Source organism: Peptostreptococcus sp. D1 (genome assembly GCF_900112955.1).
Classification (GTDB): Bacteria; Bacillota; Clostridia; order Peptostreptococcales; family Peptostreptococcaceae; genus Peptostreptococcus.
The window spans coordinates 310,140-321,952 of the sequence record NZ_FONP01000001.1; the positions used below are offsets into that span (position 1 = coordinate 310,140).

Annotated in this window: 10 protein-coding genes; all 10 read right to left on the reverse strand. The window is 31.2% G+C overall.

What is annotated here, in order from left to right; genetic code table 11:
• Positions 1 to 17 precede the first annotated feature (17 nt).
• Positions 18 to 881 (reverse strand): sigma-70 family RNA polymerase sigma factor, encoded by an 864-nt coding sequence (locus BM120_RS01435; RefSeq protein ID WP_177187341.1) that lies wholly within the window; start codon positions 879 to 881, stop codon positions 18 to 20.
• Positions 882 to 1,298: 417 nt separating this feature from the next.
• Positions 1,299 to 3,518, reverse strand: a complete 2,220-nt coding sequence (locus BM120_RS01440) for a heavy metal translocating P-type ATPase (RefSeq protein WP_091992710.1) — start codon at positions 3,516 to 3,518, stop codon at positions 1,299 to 1,301.
• Between the two features lie 11 nt (positions 3,519 to 3,529).
• Positions 3,530 to 3,988, reverse strand: a complete 459-nt coding sequence (locus BM120_RS01445) for an ArsR/SmtB family transcription factor (RefSeq protein ID WP_442956739.1) — start codon at positions 3,986 to 3,988, stop codon at positions 3,530 to 3,532.
• Between the two features lie 258 nt (positions 3,989 to 4,246).
• Positions 4,247 to 6,004 carry an ABC transporter ATP-binding protein gene (locus tag BM120_RS01450; protein WP_091992711.1) on the reverse strand — a complete coding sequence of 586 codons (1,758 nt, stop codon included), beginning with the start codon at positions 6,002 to 6,004 and terminating at the stop codon, positions 4,247 to 4,249.
• Positions 5,991 to 6,455, reverse strand: a complete 465-nt coding sequence (locus BM120_RS01455) for a hypothetical protein (protein WP_091992712.1) — start codon at positions 6,453 to 6,455, stop codon at positions 5,991 to 5,993. Before BM120_RS01455 ends, BM120_RS01450 begins: the two co-directional genes overlap by 14 nt.
• A gap of 12 nt (positions 6,456 to 6,467) precedes the next feature.
• Positions 6,468 to 8,156 carry a hypothetical protein gene (locus BM120_RS01460; protein ID WP_091992713.1) on the reverse strand — a complete coding sequence of 563 codons (1,689 nt, stop codon included), beginning with the start codon at positions 8,154 to 8,156 and terminating at the stop codon, positions 6,468 to 6,470.
• Positions 8,149 to 8,955 carry a TatD family hydrolase gene (locus BM120_RS01465; protein ID WP_091992714.1) on the reverse strand — a complete coding sequence of 269 codons (807 nt, stop codon included), beginning with the start codon at positions 8,953 to 8,955 and terminating at the stop codon, positions 8,149 to 8,151. The genes BM120_RS01460 and BM120_RS01465 overlap by 8 nt, the downstream gene beginning before the upstream one ends.
• On the reverse strand, positions 8,945 to 9,463 hold the full coding sequence (locus BM120_RS01470; RefSeq protein ID WP_091992715.1) for a transcription repressor NadR: 519 nt from the start codon (positions 9,461 to 9,463) through the stop codon (positions 8,945 to 8,947). The genes BM120_RS01465 and BM120_RS01470 overlap by 11 nt, the downstream gene beginning before the upstream one ends.
• Positions 9,464 to 9,518: 55 nt before the next feature.
• Entirely contained in the window at positions 9,519 to 9,911 is a 393-nt protein-coding gene (gene mscL, locus BM120_RS01475) for a large-conductance mechanosensitive channel protein MscL (protein ID WP_091992716.1), read from the reverse strand.
• 101 nt (positions 9,912 to 10,012) lie between these two features.
• Positions 10,013 to 11,809 carry a vWA domain-containing protein gene (locus BM120_RS01480; protein WP_242941520.1) on the reverse strand — a complete coding sequence of 599 codons (1,797 nt, stop codon included), beginning with the start codon at positions 11,807 to 11,809 and terminating at the stop codon, positions 10,013 to 10,015.
• Positions 11,810 to 11,813: the final 4 nt, after the last annotated feature.

An 11,813-nucleotide genomic window follows, 5' to 3' on the forward strand; every position in this document is an offset into this window, starting at 1 on the left:
TTGCGTTCATGTGTTTTTTATAATAACCCTTTTTTTATTTTTTCAATGGCCCTTTTCTTAATTTTTCCAACAGCTGGAACGGAGATGTTTAATTCCTCCGACAAATCCTTTTGCGTTCTGTCTTCAATATAAATGCCTTTAATAATATCGTACTCCTTCTTTGAAAGCTTCTTCATTTCCTGGATAATCGAAATATATTCATAATAATCATCCATTTTTTCAAGATAATCCCTATAAGTTTTCATGTTGTATTTTTCATAGGCTGAAACATCACACTCAATGGAACCATCAATATTTATAGTACAAATATTACTTCTACTTTTTACCGCATTTATACTAGATTCAATCTTTTTCGCATCAATATGAATTTCTCTTGATATTTTCTCAATATCGTCTTTAGTAATATAATCTCCTATTAAACTAATTTTATCGCTACATTTTTTATATATCGATCCAGCTTCTCTAGATATTGAAATTAGACCATATTGCCTATACATATTTCTGATACTAAACTTTACATTATTTGTTAAATATGTATTGACTTTTACATTTGCTCTAAAATCATATTTTTTAATCGTATCTAAAACTCCAATAATACCAGTCTGAAATAAATCGTCATCATCTAAGCCTCTAGATTTAAAAGCGATAATATCAGAATCACGACTAGTTAATATTCTTACGTAATCCATCTTGTCCAAAATAAAGTATTCCTTAGCAACATCATTACCATTCTGTGCCTCCCACAATAAAATTCGGTCTTTTCTGTCATTAATATCTTCTACAAGTATGTGCTCAAATTCTTTATTTTTATCCTTATTATAATTTTCATTACAATAACAAACAAAGTCATCAATTTCTTTTCTAAGATTGCCACTGCACATGCTATGTATTCCCTCCAACATATCATCAAAAAATACATAAGAAAAATCACATTGCATTCGACCTTGAAAAATGATAATTAAAAAATAATATTACAACACATAAATCATTATAAATACAGATTTTCACCTCCAATTAAGCCAATATTGTAAACATCATCAAACAAAAATCAATATCTTAATCTCTCCAATCATATTATAGGCAGTAATAAAAAAAAATAAACTAAAAACTATAAAAAAATACTATTTTCTCTTTTTTTTATGTATATTTAAAGTTTTTATTCTTTTTTTACAAATAATATGAGATATCTTTACTAAAATATCTCATATGCTTTATTTTCATTTAATTATAACATTTTCATTTTTATTTGTTAATATATTTTATAAAAAATTATTTTTTTAAACGTATTTTAAACGTATTTACCTGTAATTCCTCTTTAGTACACGTAAAGAATTTAAAACCGCCAGTACAGCCACACCCACATCTGCGAATATAGCCAGCCACATATTTGCTAATCCAAACACACTCATAATTAGAACAATTATTTTTAATCCCATGGCTAAGAAAATATTTTGCCAAGAAATTTTGCTGGTAAATTTCGCTATTCTTATAGCTATAGGCAGCTTTGAAATCTCGTCAGTCATAAACACAATATCCGATGCCTCAATCGCTGAATCCGATCCCATTCCACCCATGGATATTCCAACATCCGATCTAGCAATTACCGGTGCATCATTTATTCCATCGCCAATAAATGCTACGTTTCCTTTTCCAATATTCGATTCAATAATCTGTTCCAATATATTAACCTTATCTACTGGAAGTAAATTTGCATGATATTCGTCAAAGCCTGCAATATGTGAAACTTCGCTAGCAACTCGTTCTGTATCTCCAGTTAGCATTATAACTCTCTCTATTCCAATTTTCTTCAATTCATCAATAGCTTCAAATATTCCAGCTTTTATTTCATCTGATATTTCTATACATCCTAAATACAATCTATCAGCTGCCACATGAACTTTTGTAGAAGAGCTTTTGCTTTCAGAATATGAAATACCAAATTTTTGCATCAATCTGTAGTTACCAGCAAGAATTTCCTTTCCTTTGTACACCGTCCTTACCCCATGAGAAGATATTTCCTCGTACTCCGTCATATTCGCTTCATCTACAACCTCATCAATGTCCAAAATATTTGAGGCATACTTCACGATTGAGGTCGCAATCGGATGTATCGATCTACTTTCTGCAATTCTAGCATATTCAAATATTTCTTTTTCTGTAATATCATCGCCTAACACCACGTTTGAAACCTCGAATGTACCTTTTGTAATTGTTCCAGTCTTATCCAAAACCACTATATTTACTTTTCTCAAAGCCTCAAGATAATTACTTCCCTTTACTAGAATACCATTTTTTGATGATATTCCTATTCCGGAAAAATACGTAAGTGGTATTGATAAAACTAAAGCACATGGACAAGATACTACCAAGAATACCAATCCTCTATATGCCCACTTATAAAAGGGTTCTCCTAAAATAAGTGTTGGAGCAATTGCCAACAATAAAGCCAAGCTCACGACAATTGGAGTATAGTATTTTGCAAAAACAGAAATGAAATTTTCTGTTTTTGACTTTTTTGAAGTAGCATTTTCAACCATATCAAGTATCTTTGACACAGTAGAATCCTTCATTAATTTTTCTACTTCAATTGTAACCACTGATTTTTTGTTGATCACACCTGAAAGCACCCTTTCACCTATTTTTATACTTTTTAACACAGATTCACCGGTAATCGCAGAAGTATCAAACATACTATTTCCCTTGATAATTTTTCCATCAAGAGGGACCTTTTCTCCAACTCTTACAACAATTATATCCCCAATATTCACACTTTCAGGACTTACTCGAACTATTTCGCCATCAATTAGTAAATTTGCCACATCCGGTTTTATATCCATAAGTGATTCGATATCTTTTCTAGACTTCGAAACAGCATGCGATTCAAGCAACTCACCAATTGAATAAAAAACCATTACTCCAACTGCTTCCGGATATTCTCCTATTATCAACGCACCAATTGTAGCAACAGACATCAAGAAATTTTCATCCATTAGCTTCCCCTTTAATATATTTCTAATAGCATCTCCCAAAACCTCGTACCCTGCAACAAAATATGCGACAACAAATAATGCATTCGCAACGATGTAATTTTCTAGTACTGAATTGAATACATATGCCGACAAACTAAAAATAACCGCTACAGCAATGGATATTATTTTTAGATTTTCTTCATTCTCAATTCTAAATATACTTCTATTACTTTTATCACTTTCAGAAGAACATAATGAGCAAGAAGAAGAGCAGGAGCACGATTCACTTTTTGATTCCCTATCAAAATTATTTTCAGTACCTTGTCCCAATACCTCTATTTTTAAGCCTGGTTCAGTTGTGTCGATAATATTTCTAATATATCCAATTTGCTCTGCAACATTTTCATTGTCTTTGATATTTGCTATTAATTTTTTACTTACGAAGTTTAAAGATGCACTATCAACGCTTTCCATCTTTTTAACCTTTTCTTCAATAACACCCGCACAATGTGCACAATTTAAGCCTCCCAAAATAATCTCAACCTTCATAAAAACCTCCCTTAGTAGTACATTTCATTGACATGAGATAATCCGAACTCGAATATCTTGTTTACATGCTCATCATCCAGTGAATAATACACCGTCTTACCCTCTCTTCTGTATTTTACCAGCCTCGCCCTTTTAAGCACTCTTAACTGATGAGATATGGCAGATTGAGTCATTCCCAAAAACTTTGCTATATCACAAACGCACATTTCATAATCCTTTATTGCATAAATTATCTTTATTCTTGTTATATCTCCAAACACCTTGAACAATTCTGACAAATCGTCCAAAACCTCATTTTCTGGTATATTTCTTTTGATTTTTTCAACCAATTCATCATTAGTTTTTTGGATATCACATACTTCAATGCTTATTTCGTTTTCTAAAACACGAGCTTCTATTTCATCTACATTCATCAAATCCATTACATCCTTATCATTTAAAATAATTCCATCTTTCAATTCTTGATCCATCGTTTTCTCCCTTCAAAAATACTATTTATAATTATATGTGAATAATTATTCATATGTTTATATATTTATTGTAATGCTTTTTTTATTTTTTGTAAACACATAAATTATAAAAGCTAAGCTCAGCAAATAATTTGCTCCTCTTGAAATCATTATCAAAAATTACAAATAAAAAATAGAGATAACACATTTATTTTTTTGAATAAAATATGTATCTCCATTTTTTGAATAACGTTATATCAGATAATCTTTTTTATATGCCTAATACACAATACTGTCGTTGTTACCGGACCTTGTATATAAACTATAATAATATGATTTATTATTCATCAGTTCTTCATGCGTTCCTCTCTCAAGTATTCCCTCACTACTCATTACAATAATTAAATCGGCATCTTGAATTGTCGTCAATCTATGTGCAATTGTAATCGTAGTTCTTCCTTTTGACAATTTTTCCAATGATTCTTGAACTACTAACTCACTATTGTTATCCAAAGCAGAGGTCGCTTCATCTAGAATAAGAATTGGTGGGTTTTTTAAAAATACTCGAGCGATCGAAATTCTCTGTTTTTGACCACCAGATAGCTTGACACCTCTTTCGCCGACGTATGTATCAAATCCATGCTCAAGCTCCATTATAAAATCATATGCTCCAGCCATTTTTGCAGCTTCAACTATTTCTTCGTCAGTTGAGTCCTGTTTTCCATAGGCAATATTTTCTTTTATTGTACCAGAGAACAGATACACATCCTGCTGAACTATGCCTATATTATTTCTAAGAGATTTCAAAGTAATATCGATAATATTTTTGCCATCTAACAATATTTCACCGCTAGTTACATCATAAAATCTTGGAATCAATGCACAAACAGTTGTTTTTCCACTTCCAGAGGGTCCTACTAATGCGATATTCTGACCTTTTTTTATTTTTAAATTAAAATCCCTCAATATGTAATCAAGGTTTTCTTTATATCTAAATGAAATATTATTGAACTCTATTTCACCCTGGACCGAATCAAGCTCCACAGCATTTTCTGAATCTACTATTTCGGATTCTATAGACATAATCTCATTAAACCTCTCAATTCCAGTCATACCCTTCTGAAATTGCTCCGTAAACTCTATTATTCTTTTTACAGTGGCTAATAATGATGTTACATACATTACATAAGCCAACATATCACCTGGCTCTATCCTACCTTTCATTATCAGAATTCCACCAAATACAATTACTATAAGATACATCAGCCCATCTATACTTCTATTAACAGTATTAAATCCAGCCATTGATTTATAGAACCTTTCCTTAATTGAAAGAAATTTATTATTGTCTTTTTGAAATTTTTCAAACTCTATATCCTCATTAGCAAAGCTCTTCACTACTCTTATTCCAAGTAAGCTGTCTTCAATACTTGAATTCAATTCTCCAATGTGAACTCTCTGCTTTTTCTGTTCATTACGCATTTTATTTTTAAAATTGTTTGAACTCATAAACATTATAGGTATCATAACGAAAATAGCAATTGTAAGCTCAGCATTTATATTAACCAAAATGATAAATGAAACGATAAGCTTTATTGCTCCTATAAAATATTCTTCCGGACAATGATGAGAAAACTCTGTTATATCAAATAAATCATTAGTCATTCTGGACATTATTTGACCAACCTTTGTCTCATTGTAATAGTTATCTGACAATGTTTGAAGATGTGAGTATACATCTTGTCTCATGTCAGTTTCTATTTTTGCACCCATTATGTGACCTATTGAAGCCATATAGTAAACAGCAATTAGCTCAATTATCTTTATTATCACAAATATCAATCCTAGTCTGATAATTATTTGCACGCTTATTGATGAAGTATCTACCATACCTATATTTGCTATATATCTCAATATCAAAGGCAAAACCATTTCTGATGCAGTTGTCAACGCTGCACAAAACAAATCTATTATCAATATGCTCTTATATCTCTTAAAATACGGCCATACACTCTTTATTAAACTAATGTTTGTCATTATATTCCGCTTGGTCAGCTTCATCTCCTTTCAAATCTAATTGTAAAATTATATCTCTGTTCAACACCTCAATATAGGCATATGAAATGAACAATCCCATAAAAAACACACATAATATTAAATGACAAAATTCAACACTCAGCACACCGTTTACAATAATCTTCAATTCACCACTCATGACATCCCTTATTCCTGAAATCAATGTTATACCAGAAATAGCACCTATCAAGAGCATTGTAAATCTACTTTTCTTATATATGTTAATATCTCTACTCAAAATATTCTTGGAATATACAAAAATTATTGAAAAAGACAAAATAATAATCGTTTGATATGGATATATCGCCCATAAAAAACCAAATTTAGCCAAAACAAAATTGACAAAAAACAATGGTATCATTATTATTGAGGTCTCCTTAATAATTTTTTTGTTCACACCTTTAACCTTCATATTTATCAACGCCTATCTATATAACTCGTCAAGTAATTGCTTTGCAGATTCTTTGATAGCTTCACCGGAATTATTCACTCCCAGCTGAGTATATATCTCTCCAACCTTTGTGTTTGTATCAAACAAAGCTTCAAATATGTTATCTATCAAAGGCCCTGTTTCCTCTTGCTTCTGTTCTGGACCAAAAGGATTTGCAAAATACGTCTTGCTGATTCCTTTTTCATCAGTCGTACCCAATGCCTTTCTTTTTCCTTCAACAAAAACAGACTTTGCTTCCTGTGCATTTGTAAAATAATTAAGTCCAATTTTTTCATCATAGTTATTAGCGTAAAGGAACATATCAACCTTAATGCCCTTTACTATATCTCTATAGGTTGAAACTGGAATTACGACTCTAGCATTTGTAGATTCTGGATTAAAGAAAATACTTCTATCCATATCTCTATATGCGGCACCACTTTCAAGGTCATCTAATCTGACAAAGGCTCCTATCTCAGTCCCTTTCGCATATACTTGTCCACCTTTCAAATAGAAGCTTCCCATGTCATCAAACACAATGTCCATATCTCTAATTTGATCATCTGATATCATCCTTAACGCTTCTATTGTTTCGGATTTTCCCGCACCTGAGTCTCCCAAAAATGCGATATTCTTTGTGCTTCCATCCATCAATGTAATACTTACCATTGCACCATGAATAGGAAGCTTCTTTTTTGATATCATGGATACATTATGAAGTGTCAAACAGGTCTTTTTGATATAACCAAAATACTCAGCCCTTTTATTGTACGCAACCTGCCCAACATATATGTCATTTTCCTTGTCATGATAGAATTTGCAGCCCTCTTTATCAGTATTCATACCAAATAAGCAAATCAAATCTGGTTTTTTATATCTTATTTCATCTATAGTTGCCAATTCAAAAAGATTTGCCAGAGAAACACCACTAGGCATAAAATCCTTGTGGAAATATATAAATGCAAGACTTTCACCTATTTTAGCTGGATAACAGAACCAATTTTCCGGGCTTTCATTATACTCAATCATAGGATGAGTAAATATTTCATCAAATGTACCAACCCTCTTATTTGAAGCTGGATGAATCAATAAAGGCGAATGAAGCATTATCGTGCTAATAAATGGAATTGCAGCCAGCTTCCTATACGTATCTCCTGACTGCCATTCAATATTATTTAATAGGATACAAGCATTTGAGCCTGGATTTAGTTGTCTGTATACCTGATTTTGATGACCTTGTAGCTTCTCACCAATCGTTCTATAAAAATTCAAAACCATATTATTAAAATGATTGTCTATCTCAATAAATCTTTTCGCTGTTAACACGCTATTATTCAACTCTATCACGCCAAATTTAAGTCTACTCCTAAAGTAAGTATAAATATCTTCAAACGTTTTTAAAAATAGATTTTTATTTTTTAAATAATCATCCTCTATTTCATCTATTTCCAATATAAGTATTTTCTTTAAGCAAAGAATAAAATCACTAACCGCTTGATGCTTTGATTTTTCTCCTATCAAGAATCTCGCAATTTTTCCATTTCTCTTCTTTATTATTGAAACATAGCTCAGCATCAATTTCTCCAATTCTTTGCTGTTGACAAGCTCAAAAATATCCTTGTAATATGTTTCCTTATAATTGATTATTACTGGCGATTGACTGCCCTCACTATAATTAACCATTTTTATAACCCTTTCTCAATAAAAATTCTGAATTTGTATTTACAATATCTACCATTTTTCTTGGCGAAATTTCCTTTATTTGAGCTATTTCATCTATCGTAATTTCTAGATAATCTCTCAATTCATTTTCACTGATAGCTTTATTATACAACCATTGCAATGCATTTAAGCCATCAGTTTCAATCAATATTCTATCCAATGGAACTCTTTTTGCCAAGGTCCTTATATTTTTATCCTCCAGCAAAGCCGGTCCAAAGGTAAAATAACACCCTAAAGAAATATACTCATCTATATAATTTTTACAACTATACCAATGAACAATAAATTGCAGACTGTATTTTCTTATTATATCATAAATTTCGCCTTCCATATTCTTTGTATGCAAAATAACAGGAAAATTATTTTTATATGCAAAATCTAAACTTCTCTCAAAGTTTGATTTTTGAATGCTTTTATCTACATTTGACCAACACGAATCCATTCCTATTTCTCCGACAAATGACGAATATTTTGACATATTATTATAAAATATTTCTGTTTTTTCACTCCATGGTGCGTTGTCAAAAGGGTGAACTCCAGCACTGATAAAAAAAATATCATTTATCAACTTGGAATATTTCTCCCAGTTGTCACATTTCCTTATAATTTCCCACTCATGAAAATTACTAATATTTATAATGGGAATAATGTTTAAATCAAAATACGACTCCAACTCATCTATTTTTTCAACATGAGTGTGAAAGTCGTATAATAAAGCTTTATTTCCTTTTCTGTCTAATGTATTATTACTATTTTTCATCAATAAGAAATCCCCCCTCAACAAGCTTTTTCTCAATTAAATCAAGATCTTCCTCACATTCTGCTCCAACAGTGTGATAGTGAATATTATCTGTCAGCTTGCATAGTGGTTTGTTCACATTTCCATCAAGACACTCCAAAAAATTCTGCACATGATTTCTATTGGAAAGATCTAGCTTTGCGCATATTTTTCCATAAATCTCGTGAATGACATAAACATCCAATATTTTGCCACCAAAATCAACTATAATATTCAATTCATCCTCGGTATGCTTTTCATCATGAGAAACCTTAAATACTCTGGTATGCCTCTTTCTCATTATATTATCTAAAATATAGCCTCTATTGGTTGAAATAATATTATATTCAGAAGCTCTTAGGAGGGCTATATCTCCAACAATTATCTGCCTACTCACACCAAATAATTCCGCCAAAAATGAAGCAGAAACAGGCTTTGTAGAATTCGACAAATGTTCAATTATCATTTTTCTTCTACTATTGTTATCCATATACAACCTCCAGAACTCCTCCAAATAGTTTAAAATACATCATTAAAATAATTAATTATTTTTTTGCCAATAAATCTCTTATCTCAGTCAGTAATTCTAATTGTGGATCTACTGCTGGTACCTCTTCAACAGCTTCCTCTTCTTTTTTGAACTTACTAGCCGCAGTGTTTATTATCTTTACAAAAGCAAATACACTGAATGCTATTATCAGAAAATTGATTATAGCTTGTAAAAATGCTCCATACTCAAGATTTGCACTTCCAACTTTGACAGCCAAGCCTGATATATTAACACCACCTACTATAATCCCAACTAGTGGCATTATAACCTTTTCAACCAAGGCAGTAACGATAGCACCAAATGCTGCACCTATTACAACCCCAACTGCCATGTCAAGTACATTACCTTTCATAGCAAATTCTTTAAATTCCTTCATAAATCCTTTCATATTTCCCTCCAATCCAATATTCTAAACTTATTTTTTTATAAATCATGAAATCTATGTTAGTATATTATACCACATAAAACTTGTAGATAAACAACTATATATTAAAAATTAATCTGTTGTAAAAAATATCCAATAGTCCTAGAAAATCTATTTAAATCCTTGATATATGCGAAATCCTTACCATAAATTTTCTTTTCATGATCCAAAGCTTCCTCCTCGCCAGTAAATATACCTAGCACATTTCTATTAAGCATTTTTAGATTAAATACCTCTTGAGCAGTATCCTTTATTGCGATGTCACCCTCATAATCCTGAGCATCAACACTTGAAAAGCTTCTCACACCAAGATTTATCTTATCATTTGGTTTTCCATCACTCAAAACAATAAGGATTTTATTTTCCTCTTCCCTTAAATTCATTTGATTAGAGATGTACTTAAATGCCAAGCCATCTCTGTTACTGCCAGATGCTCTAAATTTAAAAATATTTATATTTTTTTCTCTTGAATCATTGTAATCTCTGTATTGCGTTACAACCAAATAATTAAAAAAATTACAAAAACCTGCTACTCTCGTTGGTATATTTAAAGATGTCAATGCTTCCGCAATAATATATGCCTGTGCAGAAACATACTCTTCCCTTTCCAATTGTGAAGCCGAAGCATCCAAAAGAATGTCTACCGTAATAGATTCCATTTCAAAGCAATTGTTTTTCACGAAAAGCTTGTCATCATTTAAAAATCTATTTCTCCAAATTCTTGATGAAATAAGTCTCCCACTATTTGAAAAGCTATCCTCAGCCTCTTCATCAGAAATAAATTTTTTTCTAATAACCTCTTTCAATTCATTTATAGTTCTTCTGAAAATCAGCTCATTATCCTTGTAATATTCGTAATTTAATTCTCTTTGATTCTCTATGACTTTTGCAAAATACTGGTCATATTTGCCTTTTATGAAATTCCCCTCAGTAATGTGAAGCTTGATTCCTTCATGGATACCCGTACTTATGTCTTTTTCAATATTTTCAAGCACAAATTGTGGATAAATCGCCTCACCATATCTTGATTCCACTATTTTTTCCATCTCGCTTTTAGAGCACTCTAAGCTGTTACTACTAGATTGCTTATCATCTGATTTCTCATCTATTACAGCTTTATGCTCGTCAATAGCTTTTGTAAATTCAGCAGATTCGATTGAAATCTCGCCTATTAAGTCTTTCGGATTAAATTTTTTTATATGCTTTTTTTTCATTTTGAAGTTCAGTCTTTGCTTTTCTTTTTCAGCATCTTCCTTCAATTCATTCTCAGATTTCTCTTCTTCAATTTTCAAAAGCTCAAATTCAGCATCATTCGAATTTGAATTTCTATAGTTTTTATAAAAATATTTTAGAAAACAGGCATTAAGTACCTTTATAATTTCATCTGTGTCTCTTTCATTATTTCTTTTTCTCATAAAGCCTATCATTTCATCAGTAATATCCCTGATTACAACATATTTGCCAATAATCCTTGATGAATAGACAAACTCTATTTCCTCCTCCACAGTCATTTTTTCAAAATCACAAGTGACATACTTTTCTTCAATTTCTCTATAAAATTTTTCTCTATACTCTTTGGCTCCAGGTCTGTTTCTCAACAGATTTTCCGAAAAGCAATCATCAAGATAAATTTCAACCAGCTTTAAAAATGCATTCTTTAGACCAGTTTTTGGAATAGTTATTGATAGATATTCTAGCAGTTTTTCCATATTGACGTCTTTATACACCTGACCCAACAGCATCATTCTATAAAACTGAAGCTCTTCATTATCATACTCATCAAATAAATTTAAAGCAGGAACAACCGAATAGTCCTCTGATACCGTCCAAACAATATTCTCATTTCTCAACTTACTATTCATAATT

What these genes read in the sequence shown, in the direction of transcription:
- BM120_RS01465 (WP_091992714.1), bottom strand. Translation starts at nt 8,955, where the DNA reads ATGAAAAATAGTAATAATACATTAGACAGAAAAGGAAATAAAGCTTTA.
- BM120_RS01480 (WP_242941520.1), bottom strand. Translation starts at nt 11,809, where the DNA reads ATGAATAGTAAGTTGAGAAATGAGAATATTGTTTGGACGGTATCAGAG.
- BM120_RS01435 (WP_177187341.1), bottom strand. Translation starts at nt 881, where the DNA reads ATGTGCAGTGGCAATCTTAGAAAAGAAATTGATGACTTTGTTTGTTAT.
- mscL (WP_091992716.1), bottom strand. Translation starts at nt 9,911, where the DNA reads ATGAAAGGATTTATGAAGGAATTTAAAGAATTTGCTATGAAAGGTAAT.
- BM120_RS01455 (WP_091992712.1), bottom strand. Translation starts at nt 6,455, where the DNA reads ATGAAGGTTAAAGGTGTGAACAAAAAAATTATTAAGGAGACCTCAATA.
- BM120_RS01450 (WP_091992711.1), bottom strand. Translation starts at nt 6,004, where the DNA reads ATGACAAACATTAGTTTAATAAAGAGTGTATGGCCGTATTTTAAGAGA.
- BM120_RS01460 (WP_091992713.1), bottom strand. Translation starts at nt 8,156, where the DNA reads ATGGTTAATTATAGTGAGGGCAGTCAATCGCCAGTAATAATCAATTAT.
- BM120_RS01470 (WP_091992715.1), bottom strand. Translation starts at nt 9,463, where the DNA reads ATGGATAACAATAGTAGAAGAAAAATGATAATTGAACATTTGTCGAAT.
- BM120_RS01445 (WP_442956739.1), bottom strand. Translation starts at nt 3,988, where the DNA reads ATGGATCAAGAATTGAAAGATGGAATTATTTTAAATGATAAGGATGTA.
- BM120_RS01440 (WP_091992710.1), bottom strand. Translation starts at nt 3,518, where the DNA reads ATGAAGGTTGAGATTATTTTGGGAGGCTTAAATTGTGCACATTGTGCG.